Annotated in this window: 21 protein-coding genes and 1 pseudogene; 10 read left to right on the plus strand and 12 right to left on the minus strand. The window is 45.9% G+C overall.

From position 1 onward, the window contains the following. The gene (locus tag ACFX4U_RS08295; RefSeq protein WP_057057301.1) at positions 1–1,185 is read left to right on the plus strand and encodes an integrase arm-type DNA-binding domain-containing protein; all 1,185 of its coding nucleotides are present in this window, start codon (positions 1–3) and stop codon (positions 1,183–1,185) included. Between the two features lie 57 nt (positions 1,186–1,242). Here the strand turns inward: ACFX4U_RS08295 and ACFX4U_RS08300 are convergent, their stop codons facing one another. The 3 genes from ACFX4U_RS08300 to ACFX4U_RS08310 are packed head-to-tail and all read right to left on the minus strand — an operon-like array spanning position 1,243 to position 4,150. Further along, on the minus strand, positions 1,243–2,946 hold the full coding sequence (locus ACFX4U_RS08300) for a DUF2326 domain-containing protein (RefSeq protein WP_126498998.1): 1,704 nt from the start codon (positions 2,944–2,946) through the stop codon (positions 1,243–1,245). A gap of 15 nt (positions 2,947–2,961) precedes the next feature. Then, positions 2,962–3,240, minus strand: a complete 279-nt coding sequence (locus tag ACFX4U_RS08305; RefSeq protein WP_071886832.1) for an ABC-three component system middle component 6 — start codon at positions 3,238–3,240, stop codon at positions 2,962–2,964. After that, positions 3,203–4,150 carry an ABC-three component system protein gene (locus ACFX4U_RS08310; RefSeq protein WP_071886831.1) on the minus strand — a complete coding sequence of 316 codons (948 nt, stop codon included), beginning with the start codon at positions 4,148–4,150 and terminating at the stop codon, positions 3,203–3,205. Before ACFX4U_RS08310 ends, ACFX4U_RS08305 begins: the two co-directional genes overlap by 38 nt. Before the next feature lie 216 nt (positions 4,151–4,366). Here ACFX4U_RS08310 and arsR point away from each other — a divergent pair, with 216 nt between their 5' ends. The 5 genes from arsR to arsC are packed head-to-tail and all read left to right on the plus strand — an operon-like array spanning position 4,367 to position 8,671. After that, complete coding sequence (gene arsR / locus ACFX4U_RS08315; protein ID WP_057057334.1) at positions 4,367–4,717, plus strand: As(III)-sensing metalloregulatory transcriptional repressor ArsR; 351 nt, start codon at positions 4,367–4,369, stop codon at positions 4,715–4,717. Between the two features lie 47 nt (positions 4,718–4,764). After that, positions 4,765–5,127, plus strand: coding sequence for an arsenite efflux transporter metallochaperone ArsD (gene arsD, locus ACFX4U_RS08320; RefSeq protein ID WP_000855179.1), 363 nt, complete (start codon positions 4,765–4,767; stop codon positions 5,125–5,127). 17 nt (positions 5,128–5,144) lie between these two features. Beyond that, positions 5,145–6,896, plus strand: coding sequence for an arsenite efflux transporter ATPase subunit ArsA (arsA, locus tag ACFX4U_RS08325; RefSeq protein ID WP_057057333.1), 1,752 nt, complete (start codon positions 5,145–5,147; stop codon positions 6,894–6,896). 47 nt (positions 6,897–6,943) lie between these two features. Next, positions 6,944–8,233, plus strand: coding sequence for an arsenite efflux transporter membrane subunit ArsB (arsB, locus tag ACFX4U_RS08330; protein WP_057057332.1), 1,290 nt, complete (start codon positions 6,944–6,946; stop codon positions 8,231–8,233). A 12-nt stretch (positions 8,234–8,245) separates the two neighbouring features. Further along, positions 8,246–8,671 carry a glutaredoxin-dependent arsenate reductase gene (gene arsC / locus ACFX4U_RS08335; protein WP_017880248.1) on the plus strand — a complete coding sequence of 142 codons (426 nt, stop codon included), beginning with the start codon at positions 8,246–8,248 and terminating at the stop codon, positions 8,669–8,671. A gap of 54 nt (positions 8,672–8,725) precedes the next feature. On the opposite strand, the pseudogene ACFX4U_RS08340 reads toward arsC, so the two are convergent. The 9 genes and pseudogenes from ACFX4U_RS08340 to ACFX4U_RS08380 all read right to left on the minus strand — a co-directional run. Beyond that, positions 8,726–9,241: pseudogene (locus tag ACFX4U_RS08340) on the minus strand (GNAT family N-acetyltransferase); the annotation flags it as partial. Between the two features lie 124 nt (positions 9,242–9,365). After that, a complete protein-coding gene (gene arsA / locus ACFX4U_RS08345; protein ID WP_380217919.1) occupies positions 9,366–11,123 on the minus strand; it encodes an arsenical pump-driving ATPase in 1,758 nt (585 codons plus the stop codon). 20 nt (positions 11,124–11,143) lie between these two features. Further along, on the minus strand, positions 11,144–11,506 hold the full coding sequence (locus tag ACFX4U_RS08350; protein WP_063448276.1) for an arsenic metallochaperone ArsD family protein: 363 nt from the start codon (positions 11,504–11,506) through the stop codon (positions 11,144–11,146). A gap of 75 nt (positions 11,507–11,581) precedes the next feature. Then, positions 11,582–12,127 carry a sigma-70 family RNA polymerase sigma factor gene (locus tag ACFX4U_RS08355; protein ID WP_126498997.1) on the minus strand — a complete coding sequence of 182 codons (546 nt, stop codon included), beginning with the start codon at positions 12,125–12,127 and terminating at the stop codon, positions 11,582–11,584. A gap of 8 nt (positions 12,128–12,135) precedes the next feature. Next, positions 12,136–12,849, minus strand: a complete 714-nt coding sequence (gene arsH / locus ACFX4U_RS08360) for an arsenical resistance protein ArsH (RefSeq protein ID WP_023305188.1) — start codon at positions 12,847–12,849, stop codon at positions 12,136–12,138. Between the two features lies 1 nt (position 12,850). Next, entirely contained in the window at positions 12,851–13,174 is a 324-nt protein-coding gene (locus tag ACFX4U_RS08365; RefSeq protein WP_025760241.1) for a helix-turn-helix transcriptional regulator, read from the minus strand. Between the two features lie 130 nt (positions 13,175–13,304). Beyond that, complete coding sequence (locus ACFX4U_RS08370; protein WP_129996982.1) at positions 13,305–13,700, minus strand: putative zinc ribbon protein; 396 nt, start codon at positions 13,698–13,700, stop codon at positions 13,305–13,307. A 108-nt stretch (positions 13,701–13,808) separates the two neighbouring features. Beyond that, positions 13,809–14,828: an inovirus-type Gp2 protein gene (locus ACFX4U_RS08375; protein ID WP_126498995.1), complete on the minus strand. Its 1,020-nt coding sequence runs from the start codon at positions 14,826–14,828 to the stop codon at positions 13,809–13,811. A gap of 349 nt (positions 14,829–15,177) precedes the next feature. Beyond that, a complete protein-coding gene (locus ACFX4U_RS08380; RefSeq protein WP_126498994.1) occupies positions 15,178–15,381 on the minus strand; it encodes an AlpA family transcriptional regulator in 204 nt (67 codons plus the stop codon). Positions 15,382–15,746: 365 nt separating this feature from the next. On the opposite strand from ACFX4U_RS08380, the gene ACFX4U_RS08385 reads away from it, so the two are divergent. The 4 genes from ACFX4U_RS08385 (at position 15,747) to ACFX4U_RS08400 (ending at position 20,227) form a co-directional block, all read left to right on the plus strand. Continuing rightward, complete coding sequence (locus ACFX4U_RS08385; RefSeq protein WP_380217915.1) at positions 15,747–16,973, plus strand: hypothetical protein; 1,227 nt, start codon at positions 15,747–15,749, stop codon at positions 16,971–16,973. Positions 16,974–17,326: 353 nt separating this feature from the next. Then, positions 17,327–17,761 (plus strand): hypothetical protein, encoded by a 435-nt coding sequence (locus ACFX4U_RS08390; RefSeq protein ID WP_126498992.1) that lies wholly within the window; start codon positions 17,327–17,329, stop codon positions 17,759–17,761. Positions 17,762–17,873: 112 nt separating this feature from the next. Further along, the gene (locus tag ACFX4U_RS08395) at positions 17,874–18,713 is read left to right on the plus strand and encodes a hypothetical protein (protein ID WP_063448361.1); all 840 of its coding nucleotides are present in this window, start codon (positions 17,874–17,876) and stop codon (positions 18,711–18,713) included. 692 nt (positions 18,714–19,405) lie between these two features. Further along, positions 19,406–20,227 carry a DUF932 domain-containing protein gene (locus tag ACFX4U_RS08400; protein ID WP_126498990.1) on the plus strand — a complete coding sequence of 274 codons (822 nt, stop codon included), beginning with the start codon at positions 19,406–19,408 and terminating at the stop codon, positions 20,225–20,227. Positions 20,228–20,252: the final 25 nt, after the last annotated feature.

Raw genomic sequence — 20,252 nt, forward strand, 5'->3', positions numbered from 1 at the left:
ATGAAGCTAACAGTCAGACAAATTGATACAGCCAAACCCAAAGAGAAGCCGTATAAGCTATCTGATGGTGGCGGCCTCTACCTTGAAGTAACTACCAACGGCTCACGTTACTGGCGTTTAAAGTATCGCTACGCAGGTAAAGAAAAGCGTCTTGCTTTCGGCGTTTATCCCGAGGTTTCTCTCGCTCAAGCACGCGAAAAGCGTGATGCTGCGAAAAAGCTGCTGTCTGCTGGAAGCGATCCCGGTGAAGTAAAGAAAGCAGAGAAAATTGCCCAAAAGCTTAACTATGAAAATACCTTCGAAGCTATTGCCCGTGAATGGCATCAGTTGAGAGCGGATCGTTGGTCATTACGCTATCGCGATGAAATTATTGATACCTTTGAAAAGGATATTTTCCCCTACATCGGTAAGCGCCCTATAGCTGAAATTAAGCCCATGGAATTGCTGGAAACCCTTCGTCGTATGGAAAAGCGTGGTGCATTAGAAAAGATGCGCAAAGTCAGACAGCGCTGCGGTGAAGTATTCCGTCATGCGATTGTGACCGGACGCGCTGAATACAATCCAGCACCCGATCTCGCCACAGCCCTCGCAACACCAAAGAAAACACATTTTCCATTCCTGACAGCCGAAGAACTCCCTCACTTTCTTAGGGATCTTGCCGGTTACACCGGTAGCGTTGTTACCAAGACTGCGACTCAAATCATCATGCTTACAGGGGTACGAACTCAGGAATTACGTTTTGCCCGCTGGGAGGATATCAATTTTGAAAAGCGGCTTTGGGAGATCCCTGCTGAAGTGATGAAGATGAAACGACCACACATCGTTCCGATGTCGGATCAGGTTGTCGAGCTCTTTGAGTCACTTAAACCTATTACCGGGCTATACCCACTGGTATTCGTCGGACGTAACGATCGAACGAAGCCGATCTCAAAGGAAAGCGTTAATCAGGTTATTGAGTTATTGGGATATAAAGGAAGGCTGACAGGACATGGTTTCCGCCACACGATGAGTACCATACTCCATGAAGAAGGTTTTAACTCAGCGTGGATAGAAACGCAGCTAGCCCATGTGGATAAGAACGCGATACGTGGGACTTACAACCATGCGCAGTATTTGGAGGGGCGTAGAGAGATGATGCAGTGGTATTCAAACTTTATTAAAGTGAAATGTATATCGATAAAGTAATTAAAATATCAGCTTTAATTAATTTTCAAGTGGGCATTTTAACAGCCCACTTTATTTTTATTTTTTGCTTCCAAATTGAATGCCAAAAAGCTTATTCTCAGCTTTATCTCCTCGCAATGTGAGTACAACTTTTGACCTTAAATCATCCATTTCTGACTTGGAGAGTGTTTCGGCCATAGCTTGGAAGTTTTCTGTGTTTAACGACGCTATATACTGTTTTCCATTAAATTTCACAGATTCATTTATGAATGCAAACCATCTTGAACGCACCCCAGGGTCAATATCAGCAAACAGGCGGTTGTCATGCCACAACATATTCATCGAATGATTTTGACCATACATAAATACTAACCAATCAAAACATAATATCCTTGCATCATTAATACCATCAGAATCATCTCCTTCTATTTGAATGCTTAAATCATAACGAATTTGATTATCACCGGTATTAACATCTAAGACTATTCCAGCCGGTACTCTCGGATACAATATTTCAGCAAGCTCGGCAAATATTCTATCATATTCTGATAAAGGATTGGTGGAAGTATAATCAACCGCCAGTCTATCTTGTTCAACTTTTCTTTCTCTTAATTTTTGTGCTTTTTCTTGGAGTTTAGTTGCAAAGTTTAAGTATTCATGCAATCTTGATTTTTCTTCCTCTAATTCAGCAAGTTGCCTTGCAACGACGGAATATTCATCAAGCGCTTTTTTACCATTCAAAGATTGCAGATTTAGATCTCGAAGCTCTGAAACTTCAGCAATATTAAACCTGAGAATTTCCAATTCAGAAAGCAGATTTATTTTATCCTTCTCTAATCGTCTTTTTCTATTGAAAGAAAGTGAATTATGAAAATTTTCAACCGCTTCAAAATGAGCTAATGTTTCTGGTTTGAAAATATTTTGCAAACCAGAATATAAATCAAGTAAATCTTCTCTTGATATATCTGGATGTTCTAAAAGAGTTTTATCAATATTACTTATTCTAAATTCAATAATGTTTTTATTTTTTTCTAACTCTCGTACTTTCTTTGTTAATATATTTATTTCTTCTTCTATAGCTCGATATTTTTCATGAATCTGGAATTCATCTAGCTCATCTTTCAATTTCGGAATGACACGCTCAAGCCACTCATAACGAACTTTGGGCTGAGAACCAGCTCTAAACATATCTTTTAATATATCGTCGTTCTGCCAATTTTTTAAAGATTGACTAACCTTGTCTAATTCATGCTTATTATTTCTTTTAGACAAAATTAAGGTATGATCAATACCTAATAAAAATGCCGTTCGGAGTAAAGCTTCAAAATCAGGCTCTTTAGTTGTGCGAACTGGGCTAATGCAGTCATCCCTTGTATATCGTGTAAACCGCTTAAATAGTGACCTAAAGCTTAAATAAGGAATGTTATCATTTAAGTTAAATATGCCAGATTTATCCAATAACTCTTTGTATGCCTTTAAAGAAATAGGCTGATCATTTAATATTATTTTTTTCCCATTACCCGTTCTCGAAACTAAGTATTCAGTCCCGTTGTGTGAAAAAATTAATGTAAACCACCAATCAGGAACAGCAGAGGATAATTTTTTATCAGCATTTGCTCCTAAACAATGCTGTATAAGGCCAAGTACTAACGTTTTGCCAACGCCATTACTACTCCCTTCTTTTTCAGTTGAACTATCCCCTATTATTAGAGTTAATCCAGATTCATTGAAATATACAGGGTGAAAAGTTGGTTGATCGCAAGTTAAGCGGATTAGTTTCATTAAACTTCTCTTCTACTATAGTTCATTATCATTGCAAACTTCCAAAGTTAATCTGCCTTCTTCATCAACAATTATCTGCTTGATGCAAAATAGAATATCTAGGGCAAATATAAATTGTGTAAATGATGGAGTTATCAGCTCTGTGGATTTTTTTTGTTCAATTTTCGACCAGAGCTCATCGACAGATAGTGGTTCATCTATAATTGTCCGGATGTACCCAGCAATTGCTACTAAAGAATTGCTAAATCTAATATGTTTATGTGGCAGAAGCATTGTTTGGATGTTCATACGCATCGCACGTCTCAAAATATTTTGCCAAGATCAGCTCAGCGGCAAATCTATAGCTAGCTTTAGCATTTTCATGAATTCCTGATGGGAGTAATCTATCAATCATCCAAAGATATCTCAAGTCCGCTCGTTCAGGAATTTCGGAAGATATGGCTAATTTACTTTGTGCATAAGTCTCTTTGACTTCCTGTGCTATGCGTTGTTCTAAACCATTATCTACAGAATTGAGAAATTCATTTATTAGGTATAATTGATAGCTATTCATTTCAAGCCTTAATTTTATAGGCTTAGAAATACCATTTATTTTTATTTTCTCATCAAAATCAGGTGCTGTTTCGCTTAAAAAAGCCAAGTCTGAAGAGGATTTATATGCCAAATAATTCAAAACTTCGCCGACAGCACGACTATCAATAAAATCCAGATCTACGTCTGGAATTAAACCTACAATATCTTGCTTATCACACTCTGACAAAGACATAAACTCTTTGAGGAGTTCCATCCCTCCCATAGCTCCTGCATGGTCAAGGCATTTTTCGTCCGCAAGCTTTTTTAGGGAATTTCCTACAGGTGCAGGAATACCCTTAAAATAATCATTCATAACAAAAGTATACTTTGATACCTTTCCCCACTTAACAACTAACTTGTCAAAATCGCCAATCGATTTATTAACAGCTTCTAGCTCTTTGATTTGATTAGAAGGCTTGGGGCCATAAACCTGGAAGTAGTGAGCTTCGGTTTCTATCCATCCATCGTTTCCACCATCTCCCCAGTTTCCCCACGGTGATACAGCCTGGAATCCAGGGGTCGTATATTGCATAACCTTCGAAAAAAGAGCCTGAAAAGCATCGCCCATGCTTTCATGAATCTTCAGTCGAAATAACTGCCTGTAAAGATATTCTTGGTGTGTAGAACTCATACGACCCGCATCTTTGATGAACAATTTTTGATGATAATATCCTCTCTTTCAGTGATGTAAACCTGTTATTTTGAGAATTGGGACTACTTCCACTTTACAAAACCAAATTTTCTTAAATTCTACCAACCCACCCCCAAAACACATATGAAAAATCGAATATGACATTGACTCCTGTACAAACCTGTTTATCATTAAAAATATTTGTCGGAGGTATCAATGAAACTTACCAATTTACAACTCTTCAAAAATCTCTCCGATGAAACCCGCCTGGGCATCGTGCTACTGCTTAGAGAGATGGGAGAGCTATGCGTGTGCGATCTATGTACTGCGCTGGAACAGTCTCAGCCCAAGATTTCACGCCATCTGGCAATGCTCCGGGAAAGTGGACTTTTGCTGGATCGCAAACAGGGCAAGTGGGTTCATTACCGCCTGTCCCCGCATATTCCTTCCTGGGCCGCTCAGGTGATTGAGCAGGCCTGGTTAAGCCAACAGGACGACGTACAGGCCATCGCCCGTAAGCTGGCATCGGCAAACTGCTTTGGTAGCGGTAAGGCTGTTTGCATCTAAAAAATTTGCCTGAACATATATGATTTTACGAATGTGAGGTATTGAGAATGAAGACGTTAACGGTGTTTGACCCGGCAATGTGCTGCAGTACCGGCGTATGTGGCTCAGATGTCGATCAGGTTCTGGTTGATTTTTCTGCTGATGTGCAGTGGCTGAAAGGACGTGGCGTACAGGTTGAACGTTACAACCTGGCGCAGCAGCCCATGAGCTTTGTTCAGAATGAGAAAGCGAAAGCATTCCTCGAAGCATCTGGAGCAGAAGGGCTTCCGCTACTGCTGTTGGACGGTGAAACTGTGATGGCAGGGCGATACCCAAAACGTGCTGAGCTGGCTCGCTGGTTCGGTATTCCGCTGGAGAAGGTAGGGTTAGCTCCCACCAGCTGCTGTGGTGGTAATACTTCCTGTTGCTGAATATGTCAGGAGGACATATGAAATTCTTACAGAATATCCCGCCTTACCTGTTTTTTACTGGCAAGGGAGGCGTAGGAAAAACTTCCATTTCCTGCGCGACGGCTATCCGCCTTGCCGAACAGGGTAAGCAGGTTTTGCTGGTCAGTACCGATCCTGCCTCGAATGTCGGCCAGGTATTCGACCAAGCTATCGGTAACAACATTCGCCCTGTGACAGTAGTTCCTGGGCTTTCTGCTCTGGAGATTGACCCGCAGGAAGCCGCCCAGCAATACCGCGCCAGAATTGTTGATCCTATCAAAGGTCTTCTGCCAGATGACGTTGTTAACAGTATCAGCGAGCAGCTTTCAGGAGCCTGTACCACTGAGATTGCGGCGTTTGACGAGTTCACCGGCTTATTGACAGACGCTACCCTGCTGACCCGCTTCGATCACATCATTTTTGATACAGCGCCGACGGGCCACACGATTCGCCTTCTCCAGCTTCCCGGTGCCTGGAGTAGCTTCATTGAAAGTAATCCAGATGGTGCTTCCTGTCTTGGCCCAATGGCCGGGCTGGAAAAGCAGCGTGAGCAGTATGCTCATGCAGTAGAGGCGTTATCCGATCCTGAACGTACCCGCCTGGTTCTGGTTGCACGACTGCAAAAATCGACGCTGCAGGAAGTCGCCCGCACCCATGAAGAACTGGCTTCAATTGGCCTGAAAAACCAATACCTGGTGATTAATGGTGTGCTGCCTAAAGCCGAAGCTGAACATGACGCCCTGGCAGCTGCGATATGGCAACGTGAGCAGGAGGCACTGGCAAATCTTCCTGCCGGTTTATCTGAGCTACCGACAGATACCCTATTACTACAGCCAGTCAATATGGTTGGTGTGTCCGCATTGAAGGGACTGCTGGATATCCATTCTGAGGCGTTACCGCTCCCGGCAACGAACGTTCTGTACATGCCTGAAAACTTATCGCTCTCTGGCCTGGTCGAGGATATCGCTCGCAGTGAACACGGCCTGATTATGCTGATGGGCAAAGGTGGCGTAGGGAAAACCACGATGGCTGCGGCTATAGCCGTCAGGCTGGCAGACATGGGATTTGACGTGCATCTCACGACCTCTGATCCTGCTGCGCATCTGAGTACAACGCTGAACGGCAGCCTCAAAAACCTGCAGGTCAGCCGCATCAACCCTCACGATGAAACCGAACGCTATCGTCAGCATGTCCTTGAGACGAAGGGAAGAGATCTGGACGAAGCAGGGAAACGGCTACTGGAAGAGGATTTACGCTCTCCCTGTACTGAAGAAATTGCCGTTTTTCAGGCCTTTTCCAGGGTGATTCGTGAAGCGGGTAAACGGTTTGTTGTCATGGATACTGCCCCTACGGGGCACACGCTTTTACTGCTGGATGCGACCGGGGCTTACCACCGAGAGATTGCCAAAAAAATGGGGAGTAAAGGTCATTTTACTACCCCAATGATGCAGCTTCAGGACCCGGAACGCACCAAAGTTCTGCTGGTTACGCTTCCTGAAACCACACCGGTGCTGGAAGCGGCAAACCTGCAGGCTGACCTCGAGAGAGCGGGGATTCATCCGTGGGGCTGGATTATCAATAACAGCCTTTCCATTGCGGATACGCGTTCTCCGTTGCTTTGCCAGCGTGCTCATCAGGAACGGCCTCAGATTGAGGCTGTTAAGAATCAGCACGCTGACCGTATAGCGCTTGTTCCGGTGCTGGCGTCAGAGCCCGCCGGTATTGAAAAGCTCAGAGAGTTGATGAGTTAATTTTTTGGCATATACAGGGCGACAAAGTCGCCCTGTCAGGAGGTGTTATGTTACTGGCAGGCGCTATTTTTGTCCTGACCATTGTTTTGGTTATCTGGCAACCGAAGGGATTAGGGATCGGCTGGAGTGCAATGCTGGGCGCGGGACTGGCTCTGATATCTGGCGTTGTGAATGTGGGAGATATTCCGGTGGTGTGGAATATCGTCTGGAACGCGACGACGACCTTTATTGCCGTAATTATTATCAGCCTGCTGCTTGATGAGTCCGGTTTTTTCGAATGGGCAGCGCTGCACGTTTCCCGCTGGGGTAACGGTCGTGGACGTTTGCTCTTTACGTATATTGTTCTGCTCGGTGCGGCGGTGGCGGCACTGTTCGCCAACGATGGTGCGGCACTTATTCTAACGCCGATAGTCATCGCCATGCTGCTGGCACTAGGGTTCAGCAAAGGCACCACGCTGGCATTCGTCATGGCTGCGGGTTTTATTGCCGATACGGCCAGCCTGCCGCTTATCGTGTCGAACCTGGTGAATATAGTCTCGGCGGACTTCTTTGGACTGGGCTTCACTGAGTATGCGTCGGTAATGGTGCCGGTGGATATTGCCGCTATTATCGCCACGCTGGTGATGCTGCATCTGTTCTTTCGCAAAGACATTCCGCCAACGTATGACCTGGCTCTGCTGAAAGCACCGGCGAAAGCGATAAAAGATCTGGCAACCTTCAGAACCGGCTGGATAGTTTTAATTCTTCTGCTGGTTGGGTTCTTTGTCCTTGAGCCGCTCGGTATTCCCGTTAGCGCGATTGCGGCTGTTGGAGCTGTGATCCTGTTTGCAGTAGCTAAACGAGGCCATGCTATTAACACTGGCAAAGTGCTGCGCGGTGCGCCATGGCAGATCGTCATCTTCTCATTGGGGATGTACCTGGTGGTCTACGGTCTGCGCAACGCCGGGCTAACCGAATACCTTTCAGGTGTGCTGAACGTACTGGCGGATAAAGGACTCTGGGCTGCGACGCTGGGTACTGGCTTCCTGACGGCTTTCCTGTCTTCCATTATGAACAACATGCCTACCGTGCTGGTTGGCGCTCTTTCTATCGATGGAAGCACTGCAACTGGCGTTATTAAAGAGGCGATGATCTACGCCAACGTGATTGGCTGCGATCTGGGCCCGAAAATTACACCTATTGGTAGCCTGGCAACGCTGCTCTGGCTGCATGTCCTTTCACAGAAGAATATGACCATCACCTGGGGATACTATTTCCGCACCGGGATCGTCATGACTCTGCCTGTGCTGTTTGTAACGCTGGCCGCGCTGGCGCTACGTCTCTCTTTCACTTTGTAATGAGATACTGATATGAGCAACATCACCATTTATCACAACCCGGCCTGCGGCACGTCGCGTAATACGCTGGAGATGATCCGCAACAGCGGTAATGAACCGACCGTTATTCATTACCTTGAAAATCCACCGTCACGCGATGAACTGGTCAAACTTATCGCAGATATGGGGATTACAGTACGGGCGCTGCTGCGTAAAAATGTCGAGCCTTATGAAGAACTGGGGCTTGCCGAAGATAAGTTTACTGACGATCAGTTAATCGATTTTATGCTTCAGCATCCGATCCTGATTAACCGCCCGATTGTGGTGACACCATTGGGAACGCGCCTTTGCCGCCCTTCCGAAGTGGTACTGGATATTCTTCCGGATGCGCAAAAAGGTGCATTTGCTAAGGAAGACGGCGAGAAAGTTGTTGATGAAACAGGTAAGCGATTGAAATAAACATAAAGGGGGCAGACGCCCCCTTATTCCTGCCTCAGGCATAAGATCTGAACCTTCTGGCAGAGTACTATTCCCTTCACCAAGTTTCATTTGCAGCAAAACCGTGTCAAGCCAGCGGCCATGTTTGAAACCAATGTCCTTTAATGTGCCTATTTCAGTAAATCCTGCGCGGATATGCAGCGCAACAGAAGCAACGTTAGCGCTGTCACCCACAACAGCAATCATCTGACGATATCCCTGAGATTCGGCCCATTTTAATGCATGGTCGAGCAGTGCTTTTCCGACGCCCTGGCGCTGATAAGCCGGATCAATATATATCGAATTTTCAACCGTGAACCGATAAGCATGGCGTTCGCGGTAACGGGAAATATAACAGTAGCCAATGATCGTATCGCCCTGCAGGGCGACATACCATGGGAATCCCCGAGACTGAATGCTCCTCAGTCGGTTAAGCATTTCCTGCGTATCCGGAGGTTCGGTTTCGAAGCTACCTGTACCATGCAGAACATGGTAAGCATAGATATTGCGTATCGCGGTAATGTGCTGTTCTTCAGCTTTGATAATGTGCATCGAATTGCTCCAGTAATGGTGTTTTACAAACTACCGAAATTCGCGACAGCAGGTTAAGCACTTAAGCTTATAATCTGTATAAGCAAAAGTTTGGCTACAGAAGATGGGGCCGCAGCCCCATCTATTAGCCTGCCATTTTTGCCAGCAGAGCCGCACCCACTGGTTCTTCGTTCTGCAGTGGTATTAATGCAATACGCTTTGCAAACTGCTCTGTAACGTCATTTATCAGCGGCAGTTCGCGACTGGCTCGGGTTACCAGGAACGGTGAGGACGGTTTCGCAGCAGCCAGACTGCTATTGATTACCCATGCCCATGGTTCAATTTCAGCCCGACGCAAATCCTGCTGCAGGTTTGCTGCTTCCAGTACAGGTGTCGTTTCGGCAAGCGTCACGATAATCACCTTCGTCTTCTCCGGGTCCTGCAATTGCATCATTGGTGTCATCACATGGTCATGTGTTTGCCCCATCTGGCGCACCATTTCCCGGTGATAGGCCCCTGTTGCATCCAGTAGCAGAAGCGTATGACCCGTTGGCGCGGTGTCCATAATGACAAAATGATCGTCTGCCTCTTTGATGATCCGCGAGAATGCCTGGAAGACGGCGATCTCTTCAGTACATGGTGAGCGGAGATCTTCCTCCAGCACCGCCAGCCCTTCTGCATCTAACCCTTTCCCCTGATTTTCCAGAACAAAGCGACGATAGCGTTCAGGCTCTACTTTCGGGTCAATACGGCTGACCTGAAGGTTTGGTATCGAGCCATCCAGCGTATAAGACAGATGTGCTGCCGGATCTGACGTCGTCAGATGGACTTTATGACCGCGTTTTGCCAGAGATACCGCCACCGATGCTGCAACAGCCGTTTTGCCGACCCCGCCTTTACCCATCGTCATTACCAGACCTTTACCTGTCAGGCTGAGTTCATCCACCAGCGAGGCAAGTTTTGGTAAATCCAGAGTGTTCAGCGTGGTAGCTGGGAGAGACATCGAGGCTTCGCTCTCTGTAAATAACCCACGCAGGGCTTCGAGACCGACCAGATTAAATGGCTTCAGATACAGCTGCGAGCGGGGAAGGTTCGCCAGATTCTCTGGCATAGCAAGTAGCGCTTTTTCCTCCCGAGCTAAAATACTTTGCGCCAGCGGATCATTTTCACCCACAAATGGCGGCAACACACCATTAATGGCAAGGTGTTGATGCCGCAAACCGATAGCAGACAGCTCATCATGCGTATGGGAAACCTCTTTCAGTGTCGAAGCCTGGGCGCGGGCAACCAGAACCAGACGCGTGAGTGCAGCATCAGAGAGCGCCTTAACCGCATCTGAGTACTGGTGCTGTTGTTTCTCCAGCCCCACCAGCGGCCCGAGGTTAGCGGCGGCATCGGGGTTCGCTTCCAGATAACCGCTCCAGGCTCCCGGCAGCTCAAGCATGCGGATGGTGTGACCGGTTGGCGCGGTATCAAATACGATATGGTCATATTTTTCCCGCAGCTCATGATTGGTCAGTAGACCGGTAAACTCATCAAACGCAGCGATTTCCGTGGTGCATGAGCCAGAGAGCTGTTCTTCAATACTGCTGACCACATCGGCTGGCATCAGCCCGCGAACCGGGTCGAGTACGCGGTCACGATAAGCCTGTGCTGCAGCCATCGGATCAACTTCCATCGCGGCAAGATTTTCTACGGTGCTGATATCTGTGATTCGGTGGCCGATAGTCTGGCTAAAGACCTGGCCGACATTGGAAGCCGGATCGGTACTCACCAGAAGCGTTCTCTTACCCTGATCGGCCAGCCATACCGCAGTAGCACAGGCCAGAGATGTTTTACCCACGCCACCTTTGCCAGTGAAGAAGATGAACGGGGGAATGTCTTTTAAAAATGGAATATTCATCAGTAATAGCTCCTCTGGAATTAAGGCATACGTGGAATGCTGCAGCAGCGTGGTTGCGTGTTGTCTTCACTCCAGTCCTGAGTAAGCGGAATACCTGACCAACGGGCGATATCTTCACGCGTCGGGAGTTTGCCTGCCATCACGAGCTTCCCATCGAGCAAGGTGACGGGGAGGGACTCCATTCCTGATGTGTTCAGGAACTCTTTGATGACGGGGGTATTCAGGAACTGCTGTGGGTTCTTCGCAAGGCTGTAGCGCTGAATATCAACGCCATTCTTTTTCGCCCATTCGGCGTTGGCGTTCCATTTGACGGCATTGTCGCTGACCACAACGCTGCTGGTTGCGCAGCAGCCTGCTGCTTCAAAGATCTCAATTTTTGACATGGACTGTTTACCTCAGTGTTTAGTCATTTGGCTTTACACTGAAGTAAACGAAGGTGACGGGAAAAAGATGCGCGATTAATTCATTTTTTTGTGGCAGCAGACGGGAGACGTGTCATCCGCCTCAATCTGACAAAGTTCTGTCATCGTTTCTTTCAGGTGCTTTCTGGCTCGAAGCAAACGGGATTTAAACGCCGTAAGCGTGATTCCCAGTTCATCGGCCAGAGACTGCTGGGGACGCCGGTTAAGGTCGGACTCTTCAATCAACCATCGCTCATCTTCGGGTAAAGCCTGTAATGTTTCAGGCAGGCAAATATCCAGCGTTGAGATTGCATCAGGGGATACGTCTGTTAATGGGGCATCTTCTTCCAGCTCAACAAACTCCCTGGTGGTGCGGTACTCATCAATCAGCAGATTCCTCGCCGCCCGATATAGCCAGGCTCGCGGATTCTCCATCTCGCAGAAACTGTCTGAATGAGCGCGGGCACGCAGGAATAGCTCTTGCAGAAGGTCTGCTGCTTTTTCGCTATCACCTGTCTTCGATGTCAGGAAGCGAGAGAGTTCGGCTTCATGTTGCCGCCATAACGCGCTCATGCAGTTGTTGAATGCCGTTACATCACTCATCCTAGCCCTCAGATTTTGCTCTGATTAACCCGCCGGGAAAGTTCTTCTGCAGACTCTTTACGTTCGCTGTAGCGATCGACGAGATAAGCTGAGCTACCTCTTGTCAGCAGAGTAAATTTCACCAGTTCTTCCATCACATCCACGATGCGGTCGTAATAAGACGATGGTTTCATTCGTCCATCTTCATCAAACTCCTGCCAGGCTTTTGCCACGGAGGACTGATTCGGGATGGTGATCATCCGCATCCAGCGGCCAAGAATGCGCATCTGATTTACGGCATTGAAAGACTGGGAGCCACCGCAGACCTGCATAACGGCCAGCGTCTTACCCTGAGAAGGGCGAACAGCGCCTTCCGAAAGTGGTATCCAGTCAATCTGAGCCTTCATGATGCCGGTCATCGCACCATGGCGTTCAGGTGAGCACCACACCATGCCTTCGGACCAACGAACCAGCTCACGCAGCTCCATGACTTTAGGATGCGAATCAGGCGCATCATCAGGAAGAGGCAAGCCAGAAGGATTGAAGATCCGCACCTCTGCGCCCATGGCAGTCAGCAGCCTTGCAGCTTCCTCAGTTGCCAGTCGGCTGTAGGAACGTTCGCGTACAGAGCCGTACAACATGAGGATACGTGGAGGATGGGGAACGGCAGGAACGCCGAATCTTGCCTCTGTGATTGAGGTGTCGAACAAACCCGAATCAACATTCTTAAGATCACCTGTCATTTTACTTCTCCGTCTTCTGGGGCATGGTGAGGCAGTCGTCAGTTCCTGAGCAGCATTCTTCTGTCAGGAAGGCAATCAGAGCCTCAAGATTTTCATATCGAGCATGGCAAAAGAGCGTTCTGCCCTGACGTTCCTGGCGTACCAGAGAAACTGATATCAGCGATGAGAGATGATGGCTCAGCGTAGAGGCAGGGATGTCGAGCCGCTTCTGCAGTTCGCCAACCGGTAAACCTTCATGTCCGGCTTTAACCAGCTCTCTGTACACGCTCAGTCGTGTAGGATGTCCCAGCTCTTTCAGAGTGTCTGCTGCTTTTGAAAGCTCCATTTGCATCTCATTTCTATATTTCCGGAATTGTAGAAATATACCTAATTTCCTTTCCTGGTAAAAGAGAGGCAATGGTAGATGTCGGCACGCTCAGATTTAACCTACGAACTCTAACGACCGAAACTGTCTCTTAAACTTCTAACACATAAATCAAGTCGCGACATTTCGGACAAACCTTGTCCCCATGCCAGTGAGTATCGCACCAGCAGCATCGCCATTGCCGTATCGTCGTGTTAGTAGGTCGAAGGCGCATTTCTGGAGGCGGGATAGTTTTTGGCGAGGTTTCTTCTGGTACTGTTTGGAGCTTGTTAAATCGACATGTTTTAAGCCGAGCAACATTGTTGATATGCCTCGGTATGTGCACAAACGTTTTTGTAGATGTCAGAGGATTAAACTGAACACCGATCTGCAGTTTGCAGTAAATACAAAGCAATGAATCAAAATCAACCTGTTGAACAGATTCTGGTGTAACCCATTCACCATCTACGGTGACGGCGTGAGTGGCTAAGACGAAGTAATTCATCATGAACTCCGTAACAAATGAAAAAAGCCAGCATGGTTAGCTGGCTTTGTAGATAGAAGGGGGGAAGGAAGCATTACCGACTGTTACAACAGGTTAGGTTTACCGGCATATTTATGCTCTCTTCCTTTTTTTCAATGAACGTACTTCTCCGCGACCAAAGGTTCTGGCATTACCCGGAAGAACCAGACGTGCACAGGCATCGATTTTGGTGATGTAACTTAGCGCCTTAAGTAACCCCTTGTCCTTACTACTGTCACCGCGTTTCAGTTTGCCGAGGCAGCAGTCCTCATAACGCTCTTTGTAAGCGTTGCAGTTGTAGAACATGCCTTTACCTTTAGTAATAGTTTCATTCCAGTATCTCCCGAAAGCATGAGCAATCACGCCATCCTGTTGTGCCTTATTACCATTTAAGATAAATAGCATGTGGTAATGAAATTTACGTTGTGGGCCATATTCCAGTTTCCATACCGTCCCGAGGACATGGCGAAACATTGGATTCTTTTGCATATTGCGAAACAGCTGCTGACGGTGCTTACGGGCATCATCAGCAGTGATATCAGCTTTGTGTTCATTTGCCCATGATAAATCAACCCGCAAGACCAGCAGCCGGGAATGACGCTCCTGCAGATGTCTGATGTAATTCATCACTCCCTTAAGATTTTTAACCGAAGCCCTCTGATACTTTCTGCATGCTTTTTTAAATCCTGCCTGGCTCACAGTAAACCGGTAATCCTGTATCAGCTTATTCAGCATTTCTGCTGTGGTAACAGTGTCTGCCCCTGCTATTTTCCCGTTATGGACACGCGAATATAAATTGGCGCCAGTAAATAGACGCTGGAAGGTAGCTATACGTGGATTAGCTATTCGTACTTTCATTGCATCTTGTGGCAACATATTAAGATAACGGATGGCATCAAGAATGGTGACTGACTCAGCGCTCTCTTTGTATCCTGAACGGTTATACAGAATAGCGAAAGGTAACTTACGTCCTCTGCTGATAGTTTTAAGACAACTATCCAGTTGTTCTAATCTGAGTCTGAATTCATTGTCATCGGATATGGTGACATAGGGAGTATTATTCTCAATGTGATATTCAGCATGAGATAACAGGAATGATTCTGGTAAGGCCATAATGTATTTCTCTGAGACCGGTCAGCCATTGCTGACCGGCAATGTATTAGTGTGGTTATTGGATGAGTGTCTTTGTCTAATATTCAGTATGAATAGTTATATCAGAGGTAGTGTCTGTGTGATAACAAAGTATAAGTGTATAACACCTCAATGAGATGGGTATAAAGTGCTTATATGGGGTGATATTGTTTGATGATTGAGTGCATTAATGACCGATTGATAATGCATTAAATACAATAATAAATAAACCGTCTTTATAAATCACATAAAACCCATGAGCAACAAGGCACGCAAGTATAAAAGCATGGTGTAAAGTTAGTGACCTTTTTATCACTATCTTTAATTGTCTTTATGCTCTCGAGTCATTAATGCGGGCTTCTAACCATTCTTTTACTTCACGTTCAATCCAGCGGGAACTGCGGCCAAACTTTATAGGTTTTGGAAATTTCCCTTGCTGTGCCATTTTATAAAACCACTTATCAGACAGACTGGTCAGCTCGGTAATGAAAACCATATCAACGAACCGGTCTTTATAAAGATCAATCTCTTTCATGACTTCTCCAAAAGAATTTAACATGAGGACGCCGGGCGGCATCCTTTCAAATGGATAGGTCAGGTATGTATGGTTTTACATTTCTATGGAGAGTCTCCATAGTGGTTGAAGAGTCATTACTGAAAGCATACAGGGACAGGTTATGGCCTTTCACTATGGCGATAAGGAAACTCTCCTTACACCCCTGTCTAAAAAAAGCTACTTTCTATGTAATTTGTCACTATTACTGCACGTTTCATCAAAAAAAACACTACAAAAAAACTACGAAAAATCTACTTATTGACTATGCAATACACTACAACTATTATCAGTATAAAAATAATGGATATGCTGTAAATTGAGTCCGGCATTCAAAGAGGTAAAAGATGAGTTTAAGCAAAGGAAAGAATGAGGATTACAGGCTAAAAATAAAAACAAAAAGAGAACTATCCGTTTTTTATTGGTTTGTAATGGAAAATAAACCTATGGTCGATCGCTACCGTTTCTCACCTCTAAAAAACATGAAAAGAATAAATTCAATTTACCGAATGAATATACGGGATGCCTCTTTACTATTATCTGAAATTATCAGCGACTATTATTCAGGTGTCCTTGATGCTATACTTCATTATGAAAGAAAAATAGAAATTTTTCTTGACTCACTTCTTCCAGAATCAGAGTTTGAATGGTTCAGGAAAAATGAGCATGCTTGTTATTTTGTTTGGTTAAGTATTAAAAAATACTATCCTCAGCTATCTTCTGAAATGCTCAATATTCAACAGGAGGTTGCGCCACAAAAATTTAGCAATGTGCATTCTCTGGTTGACCTATCAGGTCTTGATAATTTTAGCCAAAAGAATCAGCATGCAATTGCATCGGAACCTTTTCTTTCAGAAATAAACTCGCTGCATGTACATCCCGCATCCCACAAAGAACGTTATAACTCTATCCTGTATTTCATGGATCTAGTTCCATCATACTTCATTGATAAATTATCATTTATAAAAAACATAAGGTCTCAATGGGATGTTAAGTTTAAAGCAAAACGTAAGTTAAATATCCCCGTGGAAAATACAGGTCTATGCCAGTGGGCCTGGGACTATATGAAAAATAAACCATCCATGAGGAAGCGCGTTTACAGTCAAGGCACAGAAGCGCCAGAGGGGGGAATTAAATTATCTGTTGAAGATTATTCACTCTCAATATGTTCTGCTGACGACAAATATGGCATCTGCAATAAGAATATGTCAGAAAGTACGGCACAGGAGGATTACAATAAATCACCTAACAATGACGCTGATAATGACAAGAGTTCAAAGCATGAAAGTGGCATAAAAAAGGTGAGTTATAAAACCATAGACCTTTTTCCGGAAAATGGCAGTTCTCTATCCAGTATTAATAGAATTGGCTGGCATGATGCATTTGAGATCATTCAGCCATCGACACCAAGAGAAACATATTTAGCTATCCATGCAGTCTGGATTTTCTATGTTGGAGGAACCTTCTTGGAACCAGAACTTTATAACCAGTTTAAGCGTGCCAAGGATACATACCTTACCCGTAAAAGAAAAAAAATAAAAATAATCAGAAATAAATTACAGGAGCTGAATTAGTCTGTGGGCAACTGGTGAGCTTATAACTTAGTATAAATTACCCCATAAAAGTGCCTTGAAAGTATTCCAGATCATTTCACATCTATATTACCCACATGAAGCCGTGCCAGTATGTATTACTGGCGCGGCTTCTTCACATTGATCTATTGCACCGATCGATACTCAAGCAGTGATAGTTACTGACTATTAATAGCGAGGAATCGATCGTTTTATCAATAGAATATAACGATCAATTCCTGGAAACTGATCTGTAGTAACGATTATCCCATTCTCTCTCAAATGCATAGGATCAGGTGGCCTTTTGTACAGCAAAGGGCCATTTTTCGTTTGTAAAACAACAGTAAGGAATCTCTATGTTCAAGGTCACTTCTGCACTCTTTCTCAGTGCAACTTTGTTCACCACCGCTGCGCACGCGACCATTCAGGAACAGCAGTGGGGTAACTGGTTTGGTAATACCAGCGGAATGGAATTTGGTATTAATGCCGACAATGATGTTGGTGAGCGCATTACCTTCACTTGCATCGGAGGCCACCTGGGCATCACCTACAGCGTCCCAGCAAAGAACTATTCCATTTCTTCTGGGGCAGGTCTGAAAAAGCCAGGGTTGATCATCAACTCAACCCACTATCAATTAGGCGAAGCTGCATTTATGGCGCTCAAAAACACCAGTGATGAAGGAGTGCTGGAAGTCACTGAAGCCAAAAAACCATTGTCCAAACCGTTCAAAACTGTAGGTCTTCAGGAAGCGCTGAAAGAGGTAACCTGGCAGGACTGCATCAGCCGTTAAGCACCTTCTTCGCCTAATTCTCAAAACAGCACAGTTTGCTGTTTTAACCACTCGTTGCTGGAGTTCAGATACGTCCAGCAGAGCCAACGACAAACGTCCTCAGGGTGTCATCATGACAGAGTTTATTTCACGCTTATTTGTTATCTCAGTGCTTTCATTTCCGGCCCTAAGTTTTGCCATCACCATTCCCGGTAATATTCACCCAGAGCGATACACGTTCTTTCTAACAGATAGAGGCGGTGAAATGCTTCGCGAAATGAACGATGCGGCAGTCAGCGTAAAACTCAACAACAAAGTTGGTTTTAGCGCTGAGGCACAGAGCAAGGCTGCTGCTGCGAACATATCTCCTTTGCTGTACGCAGCATCACCCCTTGAACAGAACTTTATCCGCTACGACAGTAAACCGGTTAAGGCTCTGACTTGTCTCGTCACGACCCGCACTATGCCGGGTCAGAATAAAAATTACACATGGGAGGAAACCTACTGCCTTGATGAAACCGGTGCTGCTTACATCGGCACAAAAGGCTGGCCGTCACGTGCTATCGTCGAAAAGAGTTGCGAGGTGGGTGTCCCCAGTTGTCCTGTATATCTCGGTCTGAACAATGATCCACCGACCATGCGGAATGATGCTGCGCAATATATTCCTTACAACAGCAAACGCGTAAGTAGGAATAAAGAAAGTAACTCTGAGCCAAAACCAGCAGCTGGAGAAATGGTCGCAGAGCAGGACGGTTATGTGGTGAATTATGTAAAAGGTAGCAGTTGTGCTGACAACAAACTGGTTGTTAAAAACACAAGCTCCGGGAAAACCGCCGAAATTGCAGGATTAAATGGTTGCTCTTTTGACCCGAAGAAAAATGCAGTAATTATCTTCCCTCAAAATGAATACGTCGGCGTTTACAGTGGCCCCACAAACGCTTCTGAGGAAATAGCCTCAGTCGATCTCCCCTAATTACTCTTCTAGTCCGGTATAAGCTTCCTGCGATACCGGACGCCTTTTGGATCAACCTATGAAAACTAAAAAATCCCCGGACGATACAACGCCAGATGCAGAATCATTTGGGTTGACCTGGCCCGTTGTTTTCAGCGTCGCAGGCCTCACTCTGCTGAGAAGTAAGTCGGTCGTATGCCAGACAATGGGAGCCAGCCTGATGACCTATAGCCTGATAAGACTCATAAAAAAACTCGCCACGCTTGCCTGAAAAGTCCCAATCAGGCAACACGGTTTGTGTTCTAACACCTGTACCAGACGTACTATCACCTTCCGAAGCTCGCCTGGAAGCTAACTCTCGACAAAAGCTGAATCGTTCCTTTATCAAAGGGCTGGCTGCAATAGCAGAGGACAGAATCAATGATGATGCCTTTGTTTTATCGGTGTGCAGCAAAGCGTATGAACGCTTACCTCTGAACATAAGGCGAGTCGTTAAATACGAGTGGTGTCTTCGATACTTCCAGTACAGTAAACCCTTTATTCTGCAGCGATTACAACATCACCAGGCCGAAAAGCTAATACCACCGGCATTACCTGACAGAGAACTCTCGCCACAGCAGAGCCAGCCACCAGCCTCTCCCTGAACATTTTATCTTCCATCCAATGCCACTCTACTGGAGTGGCTTTTATGCCCGTTTTAAAAGGAATCAACTATGACCTGTTTAGCCAGCCGCTTTGGTGCAGTCAACCTTGTTCGTCGTGACCGCCCGTTAACTCGCGACGAACTGGCCCATTATGTGCCCAGTGTCTTCAGCGAAGAAAAGCATGAATCCCGTAGTGATCGCTATACCTACATCCCGACAATTACCCTTCTCGATAACTTGCAACGCGAAGGCTTCCAGCCATTCTTCGCGTGTCAAACCAGAGTCCGCGACCAGAGCAAACGAGAGCATACGAAGCACATGCTGCGCCTGCGTCGTGAAGGCCAGATTACTGGCAAACAGGTTCCCGAAATTATTCTGCTGAACAGTCACGACGGCTCCAGCTCATATCAGATGCTACCGGGGTTATTCAGAGCAGTTTGCCAAAATGGGCTGATTTGCGGTGAGAGTTTTGGCGAAGTACGCGTGCCGCATAAAGGCAACGTAGTAGAGAAAGTCATCGAAGGGGCCTACGAAGTACTGGGAATATTTGACCGAGTAGAAGAGAAACGCGATTCCATGCAGTCGCTTTTGTTGCCACCGCCCGCTCAGCAGGCTATGGCGAAAGCGGCGCTGACATATCGCTTCGGTGAGGAGCACCAACCGGTGACAGAGACGCAGATACTTTCCCCACGCCGCTGGCAGGATGAGAGTAACGACCTGTGGACCACTTATCAGCGCATTCAGGAAAACCTGATTAAAGGCGGTCTATCGGGGAGAACAACCAAAGGAAAGCGCGCCCATACCCGAGCAGTGAAAGGTATTGACGGTGATGTGAAGCTCAACCGGGCCCTCTGGGTGATGGCTGAGAATATGCTGCAGCTTGCTTCATGATCTCTTCCACTATTTTCCCTTAACG

It is taken from the genome of Kosakonia sp. YIM B13588 (genome assembly GCF_042788165.1).
Taxonomy (GTDB): Bacteria; Pseudomonadota; Gammaproteobacteria; order Enterobacterales; family Enterobacteriaceae; genus Kosakonia; species Kosakonia sacchari.